This is a genomic window from Candidatus Enterococcus wittei (genome assembly GCF_002140175.1).
In the GTDB taxonomy this organism is placed as follows: Bacteria; Bacillota; Bacilli; order Lactobacillales; family Enterococcaceae; genus Enterococcus_B; species Enterococcus_B wittei.
Genome location: NZ_NGMO01000002.1, coordinates 160,576 through 183,057, shown reverse-complemented (window position 1 = coordinate 183,057; position 22,482 = coordinate 160,576). Strand labels below are relative to the sequence as shown.

The following is a 22,482-nucleotide window of genomic DNA, read 5'->3' as shown; positions in this document are numbered from 1 at the left end:
CAAAGGATTTTTGAAAGAAAGATACTCATTTTTTATGCTTTGTCTTATTCGATAAATGGAAATTAGGAGGCGAATTCATTTCTGATTTTAGCGTGAAGCCTTATGTTATAATGGATTTAATAACTTTAAGGAGGAAAATAGATGACAAAAGATGATTTGAAAAGCCATTTGGACAAAGGAATGTATGGAACTCCTTTAGTAAACCCTGAAGAACAGCACAAGTATTTAGGTACATTTAGAGAACGTTGTTACCTTAGTATGACGATTGCACAAATGAAAGAACCAACGAATAAGGAACATTTTCTTAAAGAACTTGAATCTCATCCTAAAGCTTCGATTCTTTTAAACGGTGCATTACCTCTTTCTATTCAAAATCAGTACATTCAATTAGCCACCAAAAACCAAGTCCCTTTTACAGTCATCAATGATTTCGTCACCGATGATCCCAATAGTTTTGGACTATTGTTAGTGGCCAAAGAAGCGGTGAATGAACCAGTGATCGATGTTGAAGAAAAATATCCAAGTCCCCAAAAAGAAGAACCAGAACAGCCAAAGAAAAAAAGTTTCTGGCATCGTTTCTTTTGATTAATAATGATAAATCGTACAAAAAGGAGGCTGGGACAGAAGCGTTTAACTCCGAGAAACAAGAAGGAATTCACGAAAATTGCTTTTAAATTTTTTGTGAATTCCAGCTTATTATCGAAGGAGGTGCTTCTGATTCCGCCGTTTATACATATTTAGAGCGTGAAACAAAAGTAAATAACGCTTTTGTCCCACGCTCCTCAAAATCATCTAACTATTTTGTTAATTTTCATTATTTATTGAACTATTGACTACTTCTGGATACAGCAATTCCAATACATTCATCGTTAATCTTCTTCCTTTTCCTGCAAAAGGATAGACATGCATATGCATCGCTGGATTGAAATTGGCTTCGATAATACCATAAGCTTTTTCGTTCGTTTCTGGATCTACTTCTTTATCTGGAATGATCAAGTCGATTCCACTGATTTTGGCGCCTAAAGCTTCAACAGCTGATTGTGCGATTTTTTTATAGTGGTCAGAAAACTCATCCGTCACATCAATTGAGTCTCCTCCCGTACTGATATTAGAATTTTCTCTCAAATAGACGATTTGTCCTTTTTCAGGAACAGCACTCACTGTCAAACCTTGCTCTTTCAGCATCAGTTGTTCTAACTCCCCTAATTGGATCAATTCCAATGGTGCCCGATGATGACTTCCTCTCAACGGATCAAGATTTTTTTCAGCCACTAGTTCTTCCACCGTTCGTTTCCCATCACCCACCACATTTGCTGGTACACGAAGTAGGATGGCTTTCACCTTGCCGTCAATGACAAAGAAGCGATATTCCGTTCCTGGCATAAACTCTTCTACTAATACTGAATCATCTTCTCGAAAAGCGATGGCTAATCCTGCTTTGTAGTCAGCTAAAGCAGCACCTTCTTTAAAAATGGTAATTCCTAAACCATAGTTCGTTGATTTTGGTTTAATCACGAATGCTTGTTTTGCGAATCGTGAATAAGCAGTGATTGCTTCTTCCATAGACGTGAATTCAGCGCCTTCTGGAACACGAAATCCTGCCTCTTTCAGCACTTTCTTTGTCACTGTTTTATTTTCCATGATCAATGGAACAACATAACTGTCTTTGCTCGTCATATTAGCATTTTTTACATATTCGATATGCTCTTGGTGTTGCAAACGTAGAAACTGATCTGCTTCATCCAATACTTTGACTTGGATCCCTTGTTGAATTGCATCAAACAAGAAAATTTGGGTGGAAAGTTCCATATCGCGAAATCCTGCCAATTGATAGGGACGTTCATGGCTTTTGGCTTCATAGGTTTTAGCCAAAGAGAGAGCAAATTCATGTTGGCCTGACTGTTGGACTTCTTGATAGATTTTTCCTGCCAACGTTTCATGCGGATCATCCATTCTATTCAACAACTCATCCATTAACGGTAAGGACTCTATCTCTTCAAGTGCAACAAGCATTTCTTTCATTCCTTGGAGTAGATTTCTTCCTTCATCATAAAAAGCGGTTTGCTCAAAGGGTTTTTCTAATGAAACTTGTTCATTTCGTAGCTCGCCTTCTGCTACCCATTCATCTACTGCTGTTTCTTGATCAATCCATAACATATACATCAAGAATAGGTGCAAAAATTCAACTTGTTCTTCGTTGATTCCTACTCGGGCATAAGGATTTAAATCAATATTTCTTAATTCAATATACTGTACGCCACTTTCGGATAAATCTGCCACACGTTTCCCTCCACGAAAACGAATAGGCGTATAAAATTCTTTTTCTTCAGATAACTTTCCTTCTTCTACCATACGTTCGATATCCGACAAATATCGTTCCATAGAAGAATACGATACTTTGACATTCGGATGGTTAGTATAACCAAATGAGCTGTTACGAATACTGCGGACAGGTTCAGCTGGTGCAGGTTTATCCACGAAGTAATTTTCTTCACTTAAAGGAGAAGCACCATACAAGTAAGTGATCAACCAACGATAACGCAAAAAATTACGAGCAGTTTTTAAATATAGCTCTGTCTTAAATTCCGTAAATTCAGTGAACTCTGTTTGTTGAGCAAACCATACTTGCAACAAGTCATTGCCAAACTCAAAATTAAAATGGATACCACTAACCATCTGTTTTCTTTTCCCATATTCTTTGGCTAGATAACGACGGTATAATACATCTTCAAAATTAGACAATTTAGCAATCATGATATCTTCGTCTTTTTCTGGTAGCACAGGCGGCATACTTAACGGCCAAATCATTTCATCTTCTGCAATTGAGCGTGAAGCAACTTCATAAATTGCTTCTAAATATTGAAAAAGCTCTTTGACAGAATCCGTCACTGGTGTGATCAATTCAATTTGTGTTTCACTAAAATCCGTTTGAATATACGGATGGTGCGCACGATCACCAAACCGTTTGGGATGATCTGTTTTGGCTAACTGTCCAGAAAAATCTACACGTTGACCTTCACGCTCAATCCCAAAGCGGGCTTGACGAATAAAGGGACGTGAGCTAGGATGCAGTAATAGTTCTTTATAGTTCATATTTAAATGTCCTCCAATTCATATGTATAATTATAGTCAAAACACGCCAGAAAAAGAACGAAATTGTTTTAAAATGAGAAAAAAGAGATTTCTTCCCCCAAAAAATAACTTTTCGGTTTGTTATTTCAGCAGTTCCAATCAAAAAAACACGACTAAACAATCCCCTTTTTTACTCGCTTAAAGTCAAATAAACAGTGTTCTAAAAGCAATTTCTTAGAAAATAAGCTGAACCTCTAAAAAGTAGGTTAAGCTATTTTTGCATCTTTTGATTTATATTGACACCAAACACTACTGTCACAACTTCTGACAGCCGTTAAAAAATCAGCTCCTATGAAGGAAGTCAATCGTGAAGAGCAAAAGCTGTTTCTTCACGATCTGCTTTCTTCTTGGAGCTGATTATTTTTTCTTATTTTGAACACTTAAGCTTCTTTTAATAAGCCTTTGAACAAGCCAATAACAAAGTCATTTGGATCAAATGGCTCTAAATCATCGATCCCTTCGCCAAGTCCAACTAATTTTACTGGTAAATGTAATTCGTTACGGATAGCCAAGACGATTCCGCCTTTTGCTGTACCATCTAATTTAGTTAAGACCAGACCAGTCACATCCGTTGTTTCTTTAAATTGTTTTGCTTGAACCATGGCATTTTGCCCAGTCGTTGCGTCTAGAACAAGTAAGATTTCATGAGGTGCTTCAGGTAATTCTCTTTGAATCACTCGTTTGATTTTTTCTAACTCATTCATCAAGTTGACTTTATTTTGCAAACGCCCAGCCGTATCGACAAGTAAAATATCTGCTTCTTGTTCTTTGGCTTTTTCGATTGCATCATATACTACTGCGGCAGGATCACCACCCGCTTTACCACGTACGACTTCTACCTCTGCACGTTCACCCCAGACCACTAACTGATCAATGGCACCGGCACGGAAGGTATCTGCTGCAGCAAGTAACACTTTTTTTCCTTCAAGCTTATATTGATGGGCTAGTTTTCCAATACTGGTTGTTTTCCCAACACCGTTTACACCAACAAATAAAATGACTGTGAGTCCATCTTCTTGGATGTTTAATTCATTCACTTCGTCAATGCCTTCTTGTTCGTATAATTCAACTAACTTCTCAATGATTGCATTTTGAATTTCAGCTGGTTTTTTCGCATTACGTAACTTTACTTCTTGGCGTAAAGATTCAGTGATCTTGATAGCTGTTTCAAAACCAACATCAGCACCGATCAATGTTTCTTCCAATTCTTCGAAGAAATCTTCATCTACTGTACGGAAGTTTGCAAACAATTCATTCATTCGTTCGCCAAATGTTTTACGTGTCTTTTCTAGTCCTTTATCATACTTCTCTTGGACTTGTACTTCTGTTTCTTCAGGAGTTTCTTCCCCTGTGAAAGCACGCTTGATTTTATCAAAAAATCCCATATTCTTCCCCCTATACTAGTACAAATTTATTGATAGCTTTAGCTACACCATGTTCAAGATTACTTGTAGTGACATAGTCTGCCGCTTCTTTGACAAACGGTACCGCATTGTCCATCGCAACTCCAAGTCCCGCATATTCGATCATTGGTAAATCATTTTCCTCATCACCAATGGCCATGATTTCACTGGGTGTTAAGCCTAGATCTTTGGCTAATAATGAAATCCCATAGGCTTTTGTAACACCTTTTGGCATAAATTCCAATAATACATCGCGTGTTTTGATGATTTCATAATAATCATAGTATTCTCTTGGTATTTCTTTTATTTTTCTATCTAATTCTTCCTGTTCATAAGCAATCACTGCTTTATTCAAAACGAATTCGTCTGTAATATCGTCCAACGTGGCTGGCTGAAACTGAAGTAAGTTATTCAATACATTATATAAAGATTGTTTCTGTGGTGTACTAGGCAACTGTAACACAACATTATCCGATAACACATCTAAAGGCAAGTTTAGCTGTTGGGCTAATTGATACAATCGATGGATATCTGTCAAATCTAGAACTTTTTTTTCAATAATTTCGCCTGTGTCATTTTTCTGGACTAACCCACCATTGAACGTGATACTGAAATCTCCTTCGTCTACTAATCCCAACTCTTGTAAATAATGGGCCATAGCGGCTAACGGTCGTCCGGTGCATAACACGATTTTGACCCCTTGTGCTTTGGCTTGTGCTAAGGCTTTTTTATTTTCAGCTGAAATTTTCTTTTCTTCATTCAGTAATGTACCATCTAAATCAATTGCGATTAGTTTAATCATTTCATTCCCTACACTTTCATTTCGTTCAGTTTTCCATCTTCATCCACATCTTCCATACGAACAGAGACGATTTTCGATACACCTGATTCCTGCATCGTAACACCATATAATACGTTTGCCGCAACCATTGTACCTTGGCGGTGAGTGACAACGATAAATTGTGTATCATTTTGGAATTCACTTAAATAACGTCCAAAACGTTTCACATTTGCTTCGTCTAACGCTGCTTCCACTTCATCAAGAATACAAAACGGTACAGGACATACTCGGATAATCGAGAATAGTAATGCAATCGCCGTCAATGCCCGTTCTCCACCAGAAAGCAGACTTAAGCTTTGAAGTTTTTTCCCAGGTGGCTGTACTTCGATTTCGATCCCTGTTTTTAGCAGATCAGACGGTTCCGTCAACACTAATTCAGCACGCCCGCCACCAAACATATTTGGAAAGACGATTTTGAACTCTTGTCGAATTGCCTCAAAAACTTCTTTAAAGCGAGTACGGACTTCATCGTCCATTTCATCCATCGTCTCAAACAATTGCTGTTTTGCCGACAGCAAATCATCTCGCTGGGTTGCCAAGAAATGATGTCGTTCATAGACTTGTTCATATTGTTCGATCGCACTGAGATTAACAGGCCCTAGTTGCTCGATTTGTTGCTTGAAAGAAGCGACTTGTGTCCGACTTTCCTCCAAGTTTTCTGTTTCTTGATAATCTTGACAAGCCTTTTCAAAGCTGATTTGATATTCTGACTGTAAATAATTCAATTGGTTATCAAGAAGCATTTCTGCTCGATTCTTTTTGACTTCCAATTGTGATTGTTGAGCAAGTTTTTCTTTTTGTTGACGATTTTCTTCTGACAACTCTGCTTCTAAGCGGTCAATTGCTTGTTGCATTTGTTCTCTCTTTGTTTTTGTCTCATCAAGTAAAGTTTTCAATTGTTCTCGTTCACTTGCAAGATCCACGATTAATTGATCTAAACTTTCTTCAGTTATCTCATGATCAGTAAAATCAGCCGTTAAGGAAGCAATCTGTTTTTCCAAACTTTCTTGACGGGCCAATGCTTCACTTTTTTGGACACGTGCCCCACGTAATTGAATCTGTAAGTGATTGAATTGTTCTTTCAAGACCGCTAGATCAGCTTGTTCCTGGGCTTTTTTTGCTTGTACCTGCACTCTACGCTCTTCCATTTGATCACTTTCTTGACTCAATGAACGGATTTCCTGATCGATTTGTGTCCGTTGCACCTCTAATTCTTCTTGCTTTGTGACTAAAGCAACTTGTTGTTTTTGATAGTCTTCGATAAATTGCTGTAGTTCACGTGTTTCATAATTGGAGATTTGTTTTTCTTTTTCAAAACGAACAAGCTCATTCGTCACATTTTGCAACTGGTTAGCTACTTCTTGCTCTTCAAAGCGAAGCTGTTCACCTTGTGTACGCAAGCGATCTTGTTCTTCTGCCAACACAGAGACTTCTTGTTGCAATTTTTGGACTTTCTTTTCTTGTAGTTGAAGAGCTGTATCTGCTTCTTGAAGTTCGTGGGTCAATTGTTTTAATTCTTGGTTTTGTGCAAATAAACTTCCTTGATTGCCTCGTTTATTGGCACCACCAGTCATAGATCCGCCGGCATTCATGACATCCCCTTCAAGAGAGACGACACGATATTGATAACGGGTCTGTTGCGCAATGGCATTGGCACTTGCCAAATCCCGTGCTAATAAAATCGTTCCTAATAAATTATGAACAATTGTCTGGATTTGAGTAGGATAAGTGACTTGCTCACTGGCAATCCCTAAAAAGCCATCGACTGTGGCTGCCTGTGACAAGACATGCTCAGGTAACTGCCGTGGTTTGATCGTTGTCAAAGGTAAAAAGGTAGCTCGCCCACCTCTTTGTTGCTTAAGGTAAGTAATTGCTTGTCGAGCATTCCCTTCATTTTCAACAATGATATGTTGAGCCGCTCCACCTAGCGCTGTTTCAATTGCTAATGTAAACTCTGTGGGAACATCGATTAATTCTGCCACCGCTCCAACTATACCAGACAGTTGTTGTTTTTGTTGCAAGATCAGGCGGACACCTTGATAAAAGCCAAAGTAATTTTCTTGAATCTCTTGTAAGCTTTTCTGGCGTGCACGTAATTGTTGTACCTGATTCATCAAATGATACATCTTAGGCTGTTCTTTGGCTAACCGATCTTGTGCCAATTTTCCTCTTGTTTGAACATCTTCCAGAGTCAGTTTCAATTCATCCAGTGCTGATTTTAGTTTTTCTTGTTTTTGGGTCCACTCCGTTTGCTTGGCAGACATCTCCACCACACGAGCTTCCACTTCTGATTGTCTAGCAAGTGTTTGCTGGCTTTTTGAAGTTTCTTGCAAATATTGACGTTCCAAGTACTTTAGTTCATTGCCCACTGTAGCTTGTTCCTGCATCAAATCGACATATTGCTCTCGTAACTCCGCCAGCAATTCTTTTGTTGGTTTCTGATATTTTTCCAATTCTTGTTGGGTCTTCATCAACGCTGTTTCTGCTTGACGGATCTCCGTTTCTTTTTGGTTCACTTCTTGTGTCAACGCGACTTGTAGCTCTTCAAAATGCTTCACTTTTTGTTGTGCTTCAGCTAAAGAGGACTGATACTCTTGGGTACTCTTTTTTGTGTGCTTCGTTCGTTCAAGCAACACATCTTTTTGTCCTTCTGTTTGTTTCAATTTTTCTGATAAGGCTAATAGTGTTTGCTGGTTTTTTTCAATGACTCGATCTGTTTGATTGTTTTCTCTTCGTTGACTAGCCAATAGCTGTTCTTTAGATTGGATTTCCTCTGTCAGTGCTTTTAATGACTGATTAAATGTATCTAGCTCTGCTTGTCTGTTTTCCCAATCTTTTTTTGCCATTTTGATTTCTGCGATCATCAAAGAAATATCTGTCTGGGTTAATGCTTCTTTTAATCGTAAAAACTCCTTAGCTGCCTCACTCTGGGCGGCCAAAGGAGTTAACTGCTCTTCTAGTTCATAAATAATGTCTTGTACCCGACTTAAATTGTCTTCTGTTTCAAAAAGCTTTTGCTCGGCTTTTTTCTTTCGTTGTTTATATTTCAAGACCCCAGCAGCTTCTTCAAAAATCCCACGGCGTTCTTCTGGCTTACTGCTGAAGATTGCTTCGACTTTCCCTTGTGAAATAATCGAAAAGGACTCTTTACCTAACCCTGAATCCATAAATAATTCTTGGATATCTTTTAGCCGACAGGATTGTTTGTTGATATAAAAATCACTCTCTCCTGTCCTGCGATAACGACGAGTGACGCTGATTTCATTGTACTCCAATGGCAAATAATGGTCTGTGTTGTCTAAGACGACAGTCACTTCAGCCACGTTCAGCGGCTTACGAGAATCTGAACCGGCAAAGATGATGTCCGGCATTTTCCCTCCACGAAGACTTTTCGCAGATTGTTCGCCTAACACCCAACGAATAGCCTCCGTAATGTTACTTTTTCCGCTCCCATTTGGGCCGACCACAGCTGTTACACTATTTTCGAAGTCAATGACTGTCTTATCCGCAAACGACTTAAATCCGGCTATTTCAATGCGTTTCAAATACACGAAATCATTCCCTCACTTACTTAGCGCTGCCAAAGCATTTTCGGCAGCCGCTTGTTCTGCTAATTTTTTAGATTTCCCTTGCCCTGTTCCGATTAATTGATCGTCGACATACACCTCGATCCAAAAAATACGTTCATGGGCGGGACCTTCTTCGTTGATCAGACGATATTCGATCAAGACATCGCCAGATTTTTGTAACACTTCTTGTAATCTTGTTTTATGATCCATCTCATGTGAAAAAGCACCTGCACGAACCTTTGGAAAAATCACTTTTTTAATAAACGCATGTGCGACTTCGTATCCTTGATCAAGATACAATGCACCTAAAAAGGCTTCAAAAAGATCACATAAAAGAGCTGGGCGTGTGCGCCCACCAGAATTTTCTTCACCTTTTCCTAACATAATATGCTGATCAAAATGACATTCCTTGGCAAATTTAGATAAACTATCTTCACGAACGATTGCTGCACGTGTCTTCGTTAATTTGCCTTCAGGTATATCTGGATACAAACGATACAGATATTCTGAAACCATCAACTCTAAAACAGCATCTCCTAAAAACTCTAAACGTTCATTATCAGATAATTGTAAGTTGCGATGCTCATTCACATAGGATGAATGGGTAAAAGCTTGTTCAAGTAAGCTTAAATCGTGAAAAACGATGTTATACTTTTCTTTCAATTCTTTTGTCAGCTGATTGTCCATCTTCCACATTCCTTTATGGATATTTTTTCAATACTTCCTTATTATACTGGTTTTTCACAAAATTTGAAATGGTTGGAACGAAAGGTATGAAAAGCTTTATAAAACAAAGATAAAACTTTCAAGAAATTAGGTTCCATGTATGTATAAGAGGTTATGAGAACAACATTATTCGTTGAGGTGTAAAATAAATTATTGTATAATAACTCGTCATATTTTGTATTTTTCGAATACAGTTTATTAGGAACGTAAAGGAAGTATTCTGAACCGAGTGATAAGAAAAAAACCGAAACAGCTCGAAAATAGGTTATCCTATTTTCAGCTATTTCGGTTTTTACATTCAGAAGTACTTGTCCTACTATTTACGCACGTGAATCTGCAGTAACAGTCACAACAGCCCATGGATTTGGTGCATCATATGCCCAATCCCAATCTTTTACGCGGTCGTTAACTGGTAATACTTCATTACGGAATAAAGTTGGAATAGCAAAAGCTTCTTCAAACGCATATTCTTGCCATTTTCTATAAGCTTCGTTTTGATAATCTGCATCAAATGCTTTGCTTGAATTGATGTTGTTGATTAATTCAGTATTTTCTTCAGATTCAAAACGAGTGTAGTTGAATGCTGCATTAGGACCCCATAGTCCACTTGGATTTGGATCTGTACCTGTATTCCAAGCAGCTTGGAATACATCGATTTCTGGATCATCATTTTCTAGACGATCGTAGAATGAGTTGAATTCGATCAGACGTCCTGTAGTGAATTGAACATCTAAACCAATTTTTTTCCATTGTTGAACATAGTAGTCAGCTAGTGGTTGTGCAGTTTCTCCACCAGACATTGAAGCAAAGTTGATGGTAAATTTATTGCCATCTTTGTCTTCACGCAAGCCGTCATCATCCACATCTTTATAACCAGCATCATCTAACAATTTGTTTGCTTTGTCCATATCTTGCGTAAATCCTTTTAACTCATCATCATGGAAAGATTCAAATACTGGTGGGATCAATGATGTTGCATTGCTTCTCAAACCAGCATAGAAACGTTCGCCGACAGCATTGTTATCTAAAGCATAACCCATTGCTTGACGTAATGATTTGTCTGCCATTTTTGAATTTGGATCATAAGATACGCTACTTGTTTCAGCATCCCATTTACCTAGTTTGAATCCTAAGTAAGTATATGAAGTTTGTTCGCGTCCTAGATTCGTATAACCTGCAATATCTTTATATGTTTCGTACGTATCTGTTGGCATTTGGAAAATCATATCATAAAGTTTAGAATTCAAAGCTTCTGTCGCACTGGCAGTTGGCAATGATTTCATAGTGATTTTTTTCAATTGTGGTTTGCCATTCCAGTAATACTCATTTGGTAAGTATTCAACAGATTCACCGGCAACGATATTACTCATGTAGTAAGGCCCAAATGTCACTGGGTTTTTACGTACTTGATCGCTTGATTCCATATCTTTGATCGCTACGCCCTCTAACGTGTGTTTTGGTGCAGCATATGTCCAGATACCGCCACCTGCTTGAAGCATACTTGGTGCGACTTCTTTATATTCGATTTCAACTGTTTTATCGTCTACTTTCTTAATACCAGAAATCGTATCAGCACTACCGCTGTGGTATTCTTCCATACCCACGATATTACGGAAAGTATCATCATAACGAATACCTGTGTAATCTTTATTCCCAATGATCTCATATGGGAAGATCACATCATCCGCTGTGACATCTGTACCATCTGACCATTTCACATTATCTTTGACTGTGATTGTTGCTTTTTTCGTATCTTGATCTAATTTTAGTGTTGCTGCACCGTCATCGGTGATCTTAAAGTCGGCATCATTTGAGAATAATGCTTCATGTGATGGAGCCATAAATGCAGCATCATAGGAATCTTGATAGAATTCCCATTGGAACAATCCTTTAAACTGACTATCCGTTGCTACAGCAACCTCTAGTTCCCCATCTTTAATCGCGTCATCGTCGTTCTTTGTAGAGAGTGGAAAAGTAACTTCACTGTTTTTCCCATTGTTTGCTGATTTATCGCCAGTAGAGTCCGTACCGCCACCACTACCACATGCTGCTAGTGCCATCACTGATAGCAGTGTCGCAAATCCAAAAATCGTTTTCTTCATATCCTATTTTCCCCCTTCACCTTTCCTATCCTAATCGTTGACGTGCATCTGCAGAACGCTTAAATGCTTGACCAACATAGTTTATACTCAACATCAACACTAAAATCAGAATTGACGCAGGTAACCAGATCCATTGTCGATTCACTAAAACTTCACCATTACTTGCATAACCGATCAATGTCCCTAAACTTGGTACATTGGCAGGCAACCCAAAGCCTAAGAAAGTCAAAGTGGTCTCGATCCCAATATTTGCCGCAAAGTTCATCGTTAGGTTTGTAATGATCAATGAACTTAAATTCGGCATGATTTCACGAAACATGATCTTGAAATCACTTGTTCCCATCGTCTTCGAAGCACTGACGTAATCACGTCTAGCTTCTGATAATGTTTTACTTCTGAATAATCGGGCTTTTGCCACCCAATAAAAAGCACTCATGATGAAAATAAAGGACCAAACATTGTATCTAGAGATAATTGAAACGAATACGATGATGATCAACATGATCGGTAAAATCATGATGAAATCGACGATACGCATCAACACATTATCGATGATCCCACCGTAGTAACCTGAAAGAATCCCAAGTCCTACCCCGATGATCGAAGTAATAATCGTAATAGCAAAACCGATCATCACAGAATTTCTTGCTCCAATGATTAATTGACCCAAGACATCTCGACCACCTTCATCTGCCCCTAGAAGGAATTTTTCACCTTCAGCAGAGATGGCACCAGGTGCAGCATACTTATCAAAAATACTGACATACATCACTTTGTCTTGGTCAATGAAAATAGCACCAATAAAAATGACTAACAACAAAATAACTAGTAAAGCCAAAGAGAAAATGGCTATTTTATCTTTTTTGAATTCTCGTGCGATCATTCGGATCCCCATTGGCGGGATACTCTCTTGCGCAACTTCTTTCTTTTTATCACTCATTGATCGATTCTCCCTTCTGTTTGATTTTTTATTGGATTCGAATACGCGGATCAACAATGCTCATAATGATGTCTGACAGCAATGTCCCCACTAACGTTGCGATTCCTAAAATCAAGACTAAGGCGGTGATTACAGTATAATCACGCTGACCAATCGAGTCGATAAATAATTTGCCGACACCAGGATAACCAAAGATCTTTTCAATAACGACTGAACCAGCAATCAAAGAAGTTATTTCATACCCCATTTGAGAGGCCATTGGTAAAGCCGCATTCCGGAAGATATGGCGACTAAATACTTTATTTGTCGGTACCCCTTTTGATCGAGCAGTACGTACAAAGTCCAATGATTTTGAATCGATGACTTCACTTCTTAGATATTGGATCGTTACAGCAGTTGCTAAAAAGGCTTGTGTGATAGATGGAAGTAGAATATATTTCAGTCGATCCATCCACTGAGTGACAAATCCACCTTGCAGTCCCAATGTCTGAGAACCACTTGTAGGGAACCATCCTAGACGGTAACCAAAGACAAATAGCATGATCAAACCAAAAATAAACAAAGGAACAGCGAAACTGAAGAAATTATAAATAACTACTGCTTTGTCCAAAATAGAGTTTTGATAGCGTCCTGCCATCATCCCAAGTGGTACAGCAATTAAATACGTAATAATAACAGTTAGAATAGATAAATAAAGTGTGTTGATGATCCGTTCACCGATCAAATCGGAAACAGAGCGTTTATATAAAAAGCTTTGACCGAAATCTCCTTGCAAAGCATTTCCTACCCAACGGAAATATTGTTCATACCAAGGGTCATTTAAACCAGCAGCTTGACGCATTTGTTCGATAACAGCTGGATCTTGGTTAGGGTTAATCAAGCCAGTAAAAGGATCTCCAGGCATTGCTTGTGCCAACATGAAGATCAGAATACTAAGGATAATGACTTGTGGGATCATCAATAGAACACGTCGTAGAATCGTTTTCCACATTAGTGAGCACCTCCATCTTTCAACGCTACTTTATGTGTTGGGGTCAGCGTACGAAGATCATATACCCGACCTGTGGCATCGTAGTAGTCTTTCTGATTTTCCAAATATTCTCGTTCAACGTTCCGTCGGTTCTCTTTATGAGCTTCCCGATTTTCTACATCGATCCTTGGAATGGCAGATAGTAAGCGTTTTGTATAGATGTGTCGTGGATCGTTATAAATATCTTCCCGTGTACCGATCTCAACGAATCGGCCTTTATACATAATGGCGATATTGTCACACATGTGTTTTACGACCCCTAAATCATGGGAAATAAACAAATAACTAAGTCCAAATTCTTGTTGGATCCTTTTCATGAAGTTCAAAACTTGTGCTTGTACGGATAAGTCCAAAGCAGAAACTGGTTCGTCCGCCACAATTAGTTTTGGATTGGTAGCGACCGCCCGAGCAACACCTAGACGTTGTCTTTGGCCACCAGAGAATTCATGGGGATACTTGTATAACGCATCTTCAGGCATACCAACGATATCCAATAAGCCTTTGACTTTCTTTTTCTCTTCTTGATCGCTCAATCGCTCAAAATTACGAATCGGTTCCGCAATGATATCCAACACTCGCTTTTTAGGATTCAAACTAGACATGGAATCTTGGAAAATCATTTGGACATCTTTGTTATATCCAAGTTTTTTGCGGTTACTTCTTTTAGTAACATCTTTTCCTTCATAGATGATTTGTCCCGCAGTTGCTTTTTCTAAACCAACGACCGCTTTTCCTGTCGTTGATTTACCGGAGCCGGATTCACCTACTAATCCGTATGTTTTTCCTTTTTCGATGACGAAATCAACACCGTCTACCGCATAAACATGGTCCGTTACTCGATTAAAAAAACCACTGCGAATCGGATAGTGAACTTTCAAATCATTGATCGTGATTAATTCTGACATTTACACCTCTCCTTTTTCGTCTCTAAAGTGGAAATGTTTATAACATGAGCAACGAACCAGATGATTCGGAGCAATTTCATGCAAGACTGGATTTTCTTCATGATCGCTTGCTGGGATCCAGGGAATCCGTGGGGCAAACCGACAACCTGTTCTTGGCATATTTTTCAAGGAAGGAACGACTCCCTCGATGACGTGTAATTCTGCTTCATGGTTGCCTTCTTGAGGGATAGAATTCAACAAGGAGCGTGTATAGGGGTGTTTTGGATTTTCAAATAGTTCCTTCACATCCGCTACTTCAACGAATTGTCCACCGTACATAACTGCTACACGATCAGCCATTTCCGCTACGACACCTAAGTCATGGGTAATCAATATGATCCCCGTTTTTGTTTCTTCTTGTAAATCTTTCAATAAGTCAAGGATCTGTGCCTGGATGGTTACGTCTAATGCAGTAGTCGGTTCATCTGCAATAACGATTGGAGGCTTACACGCAATGGCAATGGCAATGATGACACGTTGTCTCATCCCACCTGACAGTTCATGAGGATATTGTCTTCCCACTCTGGCAGGATTAGGAATTCCTACTTGTTCTAATAACTCTAACGCTCGTGCTTGCCGCTGGTCTGCGTTCATTTTCGTATGATAAGACAAGCCTTCTTTTATCTGGTCTTCAATTCTCATAAGAGGGTTTAAAGCGGATAACGGATCTTGGAAAATCATTCCAATATCATTTCCGCGGATTTTGTTATACAAGGTTTCATTTAATTCAATCAAATTCAAATCATTGTATAAGATTTCTCCTGTGATTTTGGTATTGTTAGGGTCTAATAACCCCATGATCGTAGTAGCTAACGTACTTTTCCCGCAACCAGACTCACCAACGATAGCTAAGATTTCGTTTTTGTCTAAAGTAAAAGAAACGTCATCTACAGCATCGTAATATTCATCCTTTAGACGGAAGCCTGTATGTAGGTTCTGAACATCTAATAATTGATTATCTGACAATCGAATACCCCTCTCTGCTTCCTCAATGGAAGGTTTCTTGATAAAAAAAATGATCCTAATAGAATAAGTAGTTATATAACAAGCGATATTCTAAGGAACATATAATATATTATTAATAATTATATAGAAAACCGTTTTATATTGCAAGATTAAATCCAATTGTTGCCAGAATTGTCTGAAAAATCTTACGTTACGGCGCTATCATTGAATACAGATTAAAAAAAAATAAGTCTCAAAACCAAAAGAGAATGAGCCTTATAATCAAATATTCCCGATTATTTTTCTTAAAAATAGAAGATTTTTGGATGTTATGCTTAACTACCTATTTAAGTTCATCCATTACAATATAAAAGAAGAAGGCGAACCGTAAAAAATAGAAAAAGCTATTTTTCCACGATCCGCCTTCTGAATTAAGTTTAGTGATCCTATCACAGTTTTACTTCAAATGACTATTGATATAATCAACTGCGCCACCCACTGTTTCAATTTGTTCTGCATCTTCATCAGAAATTTCTGTACCAAATTCATCTTCAAGTTCCAAGACAAATTCCATGATACTAATTGAATCAGCTTTTAGATCATCTTTGATGTTCAATTCATCTGTGACTTTGTCTGTGTCAATTTCAAAATGATTTGAAATGATCTGCGCTACTTTATTAAATATTTCTTCACGAGCCAATGTTTTCACCCCTAACAATTCTTGAAATTGTCGCTTTATTCATCAAAGCTAATTTTACTGACATTTCTTAGGAATGTCCACCCTTTTTTAGAATGACCTTTCTTCTTGAGGAATCCTTCGCTAGTCGTGAGGTTTCTCAAACTGCTCCACAAGTTGGCCTACCACGTTTGTTTCCAACATTGTATGGATTTGACGAATGGTGTATCTGACTGCATCTGGCCCTGTCGCACCATGGGTTTTGATTACTGGAGCTTTTAAACCAAACAAAACTGCTCCTCCATGTTTCGAATAATCCATTTCAGATTTTAACGAGCGTAACCCATCTTTTAAAAGCATCGCACCCATTTTCCCTTTGAATCCTTCATTTAAAATAGCAGATTTCAAAAGGGTCATCATATTCATTGCTGTTCCTTCGATCGATTTCAACACAGCATTACCGGTAAATCCATCGGTCACCACAACATCTGCTACACCGTTTAGTAAATCACGTGCTTCCACATTGCCGATAAAATTCAAGCTAGTTTCATTTTGCAACAATTCAAACGCGCGTTTCGTCAATTCGCTACCTTTCGTTTCTTCTGTTCCATTATTCAATAAGGCAACTCTTGGACGACCAATCCCTCGAACTTTTCTGGCATAAAATGAGCCTAGAATACCATATTGTAAAAGGTGTTCAGGCTTATTTTCAGCGTTTGCCCCTAAATCAAGCATATCAAATCCCATGCCTTCTTTGCCGACGACTGGTAAAGTTGACATCAATCCAGGACGTTCGATGTTTTTGATCCGACCAACGATAAATAATCCTGCTGCAAGTAAAGCGCCAGTATTACCTGCTGAAAAAATAGCATCTGCTTCTCCATTTTTTACGGCTTGCGCCGCTAATACCATAGAAGCAGTTTTCTTACGGCGAATTGCCCGTACCGGCTCATCGTCACTGTTTATTTTTTCATCTGTATGAACGATCGTAATATTTGTTTCATCTGTTAAATATTTTTTGATTTCCGATTCTTTTCCGTAAAGGATAAATTCAATTTCTGGGAAATCTTTTTGGGCTAACGCCACACCTTCCACGATCGCTTGTGGTGCGTGATCGCCACCCATTGCATCAACAGCAATTCTCATTATTTCCACTCCTCTATTCTCATCATCTTCAAAGTATAGCACAATCAGTCAATCGAAATAACGATTATCTTGATTTTCCAACTGCAAACTAGCTACTAACGGCTGATACTCTGGAAGTACTTGCCAACCATTCATTTGCCAAATCGTTGCAGCTTCTTCCCGAGCGACTTCTAAAACATTTCCATCCGTCACTAAGTCAGCAATCGCAAACTCTGGTAATCCTGATTGGCGAAATCCAAATACTTCACCTGGGCCACGTAATTCCAAATCTTTTTCACTCAAGATAAAACCATTGGTCGTCTCCGTCATAATCTTCATACGTTCTACGCCTAGTTCATTCTTAGGATTAGCAACCAAGATACAATAAGAAGCTTCACTACCACGCCCGACACGCCCCCGTAACTGATGTAATTGGGCGAGCCCAAAACGATCCGCATCCATAATTAGCATAACAGTTGCATTAGGAACATTGACACCCACTTCAATGACTGTCGTTGAGACTAAAACCTGTAATTGGTTTTCTTTGAAGGCTTCCATGATTTGATCCTTTTCTTGATTCTTCATTTTACCATGCAATAAACCAACATCATATTCAGGAGCAAACAGCTCTTGAAGCTTTTCATAGATTTCTACTGCATTTTTGACATCTAGTGCTTCTGATTCTTCGATCAAGGGACAAATCACATACATTTGATGTCCTTTTTTCAATTCTTTATAGGTCCATTCGAGAACGTTGTCTAATTGTGGCGTTCTTACCCAACGTGTTTCAATTGGAATCCTTCCAGCTGGGAGTTCATCAATGACCGAGACATCCATTTCACCATAAGCAGTAATAGCCAAAGTCCGAGGAATGGGAGTAGCAGTCATAAATAAAACATCTGGTCGCCAACCTTTTTCTCGTAATACTTTCCTTTGGTTTACGCCAAAGCGATGTTGCTCATCAGTTATGACTAATCCTAGATTTTGAAATTCTACTCCTTCTTGGATCAAAGCATGGGTACCGACGACGATATCAATCTCCCCATTACTCAGTCTCTCAACGATTTCTCTTCTTTCTTTCGCTTTTGTCGATCCAGTCAAAAGTGCAAGACTGACTTCATCAGGATCAAAGAGATGCCGTAAACTCTCCATATGTTGTTGCGCCAATATTTCAGTAGGCACCATCAATGCTCCTTGAAATCCAGCCGTCACTGTTGCATAAAGGGCAATGGCAGCAACTACTGTTTTTCCACTCCCTACATCTCCTTGCAAGAGGCGTTGCATGTGCTGAGGACTTCTTAAGTCGCGGCAAATCTCATTTGTGACACGCTTTTGTGCTTGGGTCAATTCAAAGGGTAATGTCTTCGTAAAATTCTTTAAGCGTTCCACATCATATAATATCTCAAGCCCATTTTTTTCAGCTTTGTCTGCTTGCTTGAGGCCTTGTAAACGCATTTGAAACAAAAAGAATTCTTCAAAAACGATACGCCGTTTTGCCTGATGATTTTCTTCATGATTTTTGGGGAAGTGCATGCTTCTAACTGCTGTCGGTCGATCCAGCAATCGGTATTTTCCAGTCAAATATAAAGGCAGGTTTTCTTCAATGAGGTCCCCATATTCCGTAAACCCTCGTTTAATCAAATCAACTAGTGTCGATTGGCGGATAGTCTTATTCACATGATAGATCGGTGAAAAATCATCTGGTGATTGAGAACCTAATATCTTCATCCCATTCAATGCTTTGCGCTTCGCATCCCATTTACCGTACACAGCGATTTCTTCTGAGAGGATGACTTTGTCTTTTAGATAAGGCTGGTTGAAAAAAGAAACATTGAATACCTCATGTTCTTGCATCATCCGAAACTGCAATCGGCTTTTCTTATAACCAAATCGGCTCATAACTGGTGGTGAAACGACTAATCCTTTTAACGTAACTTTTTCTTGGTCTTGGATTTCATTTAGATTTCTCTCTTGAATATCTTCATAACGAAACGGATAGTAGACTAATAAATCTTCAATAGTATGAATACCTAAACTAGCCAGACTATCTGCTCTTTTTTGTCCCACCCCGGCTAACATCGTCACCGGATCAGTTAATGATCGCATTCGATCCCCCTCCTTTAACAAAAAAAGGAACTCGGCCAACAATCTAGAAGATTGTTAACCTAAGATCCTTTCAAATGGTTTACTGCTTATCGTCTATCAAGATTGATGCTTTATTCAGCAGAAAATAAATAAGGATAGACAGGTTGATCTCCTTGATGGATCTCGATTTCTAAGTTCGGATGTGTTTCGGATAACTTAGTAGATAATTCTTCTGCTTGGCTGACGGATCCGCCTTCACCAGCTAAAATCGTTACGATTTCCGTATCATCATTGATCATTTGTTCTAAAGTCGCAAACGATGTTGCAAGGATATCTGGATTCGAGATAACGATTTTCCCATCGATCATCCCAAGGAAGTCCCCTTCTGTGATCTTCACACCATCAATCATTGTATCACGGATAGCATGAGTAACTTGACCGCTCACCACACTAGTAAGCATCTCCGTCATCGTTTGTTTATTTTCTTCTAAAGAAGCTTGTTCATTGAAGGACAACATCGCTGTCAATCCTTGAGAAATTGTTTTTGATGGCACAACAGCTACTGGCAGATCTGCAACTTCTGCTGCTTGATCGGCTGCCATAAAAATATTTTTATTATTCGGTAAGAGGATAACTTGATCGGCATTTACTTCATTGATTGCTTTCACAATATCTTCTGTACTTGGGTTCATAGTTTGACCACCACTGATCACATAGTTTGCGCCTAGACTTTCAAACAATTCTTGCACGCCTTTTCCAGCTGCGATCGCAATGATTCCATAAGGTACACGTGGTTTAGCTTGTTTAGCAAGAGTATTCGTTGCTTCATCATGCTCTAAAATCGTTTCATGTTGCAAACGCATATTATCCACTTTTACTTTTACAAGAGAACCAAATTTTTGTCCATAATTCAGTACTTCTCCTGGATTTTCTGTATGCACGTGAACTTTAATGATTTCATCATCATTTACGACTAACAATGAATCTCCGAATCCATCTAAATAGTTACGGAATTCTTCATAATCAAACTGACTATCTACAGTTGGTCCTTCACCGATTTTCACCATGATTTCGGTACAATAGCCATAATGGATATCTTCTGTGGCTAATTGTCCTTGGACACTGCGATGATGTTCAGCGTTGACCATATCGTCCATTTCAGCAGGAGAGGGTTCATATACTTCATCTGCTTGGAATTCTCCTGTTAACGCACTTAAAAATCCTTCATATACAAACAGCAGTCCTTGACCACCACTATCTACCACTCCTACTTCTTTTAAAACAGGAAGTAAGTCTGGTGTTTTAGCCAATGCACGTCTGCCGCCTTTTACGACTGCAGTCATCACTTCAATGACATCATCTGTTGCTTTTGCTTTCTTTTCGCCTGCTTTTGCAGCTTCTCTGGCTACAGTCAGAATCGTTCCTTCGACAGGTTTCATCACTGCTTTATAAGCAGTTTCCACCCCATGAGTAAAAGCCGCAGCTAATTCTGGAGCTGTCAATACAGTCACGTCAGGGATTTGTTTAGAAAAGCCACGGAATAATTGAGATAAAATAACCCCAGAATTCCCACGAGCTCCCATAAGTAATCCTTTAGATAGTAAAGCTGCTAATTCTCCGACTTTATCTGAGCTAGAGTCAACGACTGCTTTTGCCCCACTTGTCATTGATAAATTCATATTTGTACCAGTATCTCCATCAGGTACTGGGAATACATTTAGCGAATTGACATATTCTGCATTTTTTTGTAACCGATTTGCACCGGCTTGCACCATTTCCTGGAATTGGCTTGCACTAATTTCTGTTACACTCACCTAGATAATCCTCCTTCAGATCGACTGCTGAACACTCAGCAAGTCTCCTGCCTAGTCTGGCAGTACACGAACACCTTGTACGAAGACATTTACAGAATTGGCTGTAACACCTAGTAATGCCTCCAAGTTATATTTCACTTTTTCTTGAACATTGCGAGAAACTTCTGAAATTTTTGTACCATAACTAATGATTGTGTAGACATCTACCGCAATACCATTGTCCTCTTGGCGAACAACTACCCCTCTAGAGTAATTTTCTTTACGTAAAATCTCAGTAATATTATCTTTGATTTGCTTCTTGCTGGCCATCCCTACAACACCAAACACATCTGTTGCGGCACCACCAACCACTGTTGCAATGACATCATTGGTAATTTCAATGGTTCCAGCTGACGTTTGAATTTTTACAGCCATGAATGAGCCTCCTTAACGGGTAGAATAATCCCATTTTTCTTCTATCATTTTATCATAGCGGCCCTAGAAATAAAAGGCTGTTACCCTAAAGTACTCAAAAAACCCTCGAAAAAATTAGGAAATAACCTTGTTTAATTTACAATTAATCATGAGAAATGTCAATCGCAACTATGAAAATGTACTTGCAAATTTCTTTCCTGTATGATATGTTATTCTGGTATGAGCTGAATTTACTATTGCTCCAAATCAAGGCAAAGGAGGAAATTTACATGGCAAAAGTTTGTTACTTTACAGGTCGCAAGACAAAAAGTGGAAACAACCGTTCACATGCGATGAACGCAACAAAACGTACTGTTAAACCTAACTTGCAAAAAGTTCGCGTTATGATCGACGGCAAACCTAAAAAAGTTTGGGTGTCAACTCGTGCTTTGAAATCTGGAAAAGTTGAACGCGTATAATTATAATTGAATGAAGTTTGAACCGTTCACACAATGAACGGTTTTTATTTTATAAATATCTTTAAATAAAAAAGGCTTAAAACAACTAATCACCCAGATAATTGTTTTAAGTCTTCTTTTATGTGCCACTATTCAATAGTGATAGAAATATGTTTTTTTATAATCATTTCAATCTAAACATAACGCATTTCAAAACCCTTGTCAACACCTTATTTTAAAAGAAAAATACAGCTTTTAATGATTGTTATTATATTATAAAAGAAAACGCAAACTTAACC

17 protein-coding genes are annotated in these 22,482 nt (G+C 38.6%); 2 read left to right on the top strand and 15 right to left on the bottom strand.

Going from position 1 to position 22,482, the window contains the following annotated elements:
* Nucleotides 1-141: 141 nt before the first annotated feature.
* On the top strand, nt 142-585 hold the full coding sequence (locus A5844_RS05255; RefSeq protein WP_086284217.1) for a YueI family protein: 444 nt from the start codon (nt 142-144) through the stop codon (nt 583-585).
* A gap of 219 nt (nt 586-804) precedes the next feature.
* Here the strand turns inward: A5844_RS05255 and gshAB are convergent, their stop codons facing one another.
* The 15 genes from gshAB to A5844_RS05180 form a co-directional block, all read right to left on the bottom strand.
* Nucleotides 805-3,093 (bottom strand): bifunctional glutamate--cysteine ligase GshA/glutathione synthetase GshB, encoded by a 2,289-nt coding sequence (gene gshAB / locus A5844_RS05250; protein ID WP_086284216.1) that lies wholly within the window; start codon nt 3,091-3,093, stop codon nt 805-807.
* A 419-nt stretch (nt 3,094-3,512) separates the two neighbouring features.
* Complete coding sequence (gene ftsY, locus A5844_RS05245; RefSeq protein WP_086284215.1) at nt 3,513-4,517, bottom strand: signal recognition particle-docking protein FtsY; 1,005 nt, start codon at nt 4,515-4,517, stop codon at nt 3,513-3,515.
* 10 nt (nt 4,518-4,527) lie between these two features.
* A complete protein-coding gene (locus tag A5844_RS05240) occupies nt 4,528-5,337 on the bottom strand; it encodes a Cof-type HAD-IIB family hydrolase (protein ID WP_086284214.1) in 810 nt (269 codons plus the stop codon).
* A gap of 8 nt (nt 5,338-5,345) precedes the next feature.
* Nucleotides 5,346-8,927, bottom strand: a complete 3,582-nt coding sequence (gene smc, locus A5844_RS05235) for a chromosome segregation protein SMC (protein ID WP_086284213.1) — start codon at nt 8,925-8,927, stop codon at nt 5,346-5,348.
* 12 nt (nt 8,928-8,939) lie between these two features.
* Nucleotides 8,940-9,632, bottom strand: a complete 693-nt coding sequence (gene rnc, locus A5844_RS05230) for a ribonuclease III (RefSeq protein WP_086284212.1) — start codon at nt 9,630-9,632, stop codon at nt 8,940-8,942.
* 359 nt (nt 9,633-9,991) lie between these two features.
* Nucleotides 9,992-11,773, bottom strand: a complete 1,782-nt coding sequence (locus A5844_RS05225; RefSeq protein ID WP_086284211.1) for an oligopeptide ABC transporter substrate-binding protein — start codon at nt 11,771-11,773, stop codon at nt 9,992-9,994.
* A 25-nt stretch (nt 11,774-11,798) separates the two neighbouring features.
* Entirely contained in the window at nt 11,799-12,713 is a 915-nt protein-coding gene (locus A5844_RS05220) for an ABC transporter permease (protein WP_086284210.1), read from the bottom strand.
* 28 nt (nt 12,714-12,741) lie between these two features.
* Nucleotides 12,742-13,704: an oligopeptide ABC transporter permease gene (gene opp4B, locus A5844_RS05215; RefSeq protein ID WP_086284209.1), complete on the bottom strand. Its 963-nt coding sequence runs from the start codon at nt 13,702-13,704 to the stop codon at nt 12,742-12,744.
* Complete coding sequence (locus A5844_RS05210; RefSeq protein WP_086284208.1) at nt 13,704-14,648, bottom strand: ABC transporter ATP-binding protein; 945 nt, start codon at nt 14,646-14,648, stop codon at nt 13,704-13,706. Before A5844_RS05210 ends, opp4B begins: the two co-directional genes overlap by 1 nt.
* Nucleotides 14,649-15,653, bottom strand: a complete 1,005-nt coding sequence (locus tag A5844_RS05205; RefSeq protein ID WP_086284207.1) for an ABC transporter ATP-binding protein — start codon at nt 15,651-15,653, stop codon at nt 14,649-14,651. It lies immediately after the preceding gene.
* Nucleotides 15,654-16,089: 436 nt separating this feature from the next.
* Nucleotides 16,090-16,332 carry an acyl carrier protein gene (gene acpP / locus A5844_RS05200; protein ID WP_086284206.1) on the bottom strand — a complete coding sequence of 81 codons (243 nt, stop codon included), beginning with the start codon at nt 16,330-16,332 and terminating at the stop codon, nt 16,090-16,092.
* A gap of 120 nt (nt 16,333-16,452) precedes the next feature.
* Complete coding sequence (gene plsX, locus A5844_RS05195) at nt 16,453-17,454, bottom strand: phosphate acyltransferase PlsX (protein ID WP_086284205.1); 1,002 nt, start codon at nt 17,452-17,454, stop codon at nt 16,453-16,455.
* Nucleotides 17,455-17,502: 48 nt separating this feature from the next.
* Nucleotides 17,503-19,539 carry an ATP-dependent DNA helicase RecG gene (gene recG / locus A5844_RS05190; RefSeq protein ID WP_086284204.1) on the bottom strand — a complete coding sequence of 679 codons (2,037 nt, stop codon included), beginning with the start codon at nt 19,537-19,539 and terminating at the stop codon, nt 17,503-17,505.
* Nucleotides 19,540-19,649: 110 nt separating this feature from the next.
* Nucleotides 19,650-21,332, bottom strand: coding sequence for a DAK2 domain-containing protein (locus A5844_RS05185; RefSeq protein WP_086284203.1), 1,683 nt, complete (start codon nt 21,330-21,332; stop codon nt 19,650-19,652).
* 51 nt (nt 21,333-21,383) lie between these two features.
* Nucleotides 21,384-21,746 (bottom strand): Asp23/Gls24 family envelope stress response protein, encoded by a 363-nt coding sequence (locus tag A5844_RS05180; RefSeq protein WP_086284202.1) that lies wholly within the window; start codon nt 21,744-21,746, stop codon nt 21,384-21,386.
* 269 nt (nt 21,747-22,015) lie between these two features.
* On the opposite strand from A5844_RS05180, the gene rpmB reads away from it, so the two are divergent.
* Nucleotides 22,016-22,204: a 50S ribosomal protein L28 gene (rpmB, locus tag A5844_RS05170; RefSeq protein WP_086284201.1), complete on the top strand. Its 189-nt coding sequence runs from the start codon at nt 22,016-22,018 to the stop codon at nt 22,202-22,204.
* The last annotated feature ends 278 nt before the right edge of the window (nt 22,205-22,482 follow it).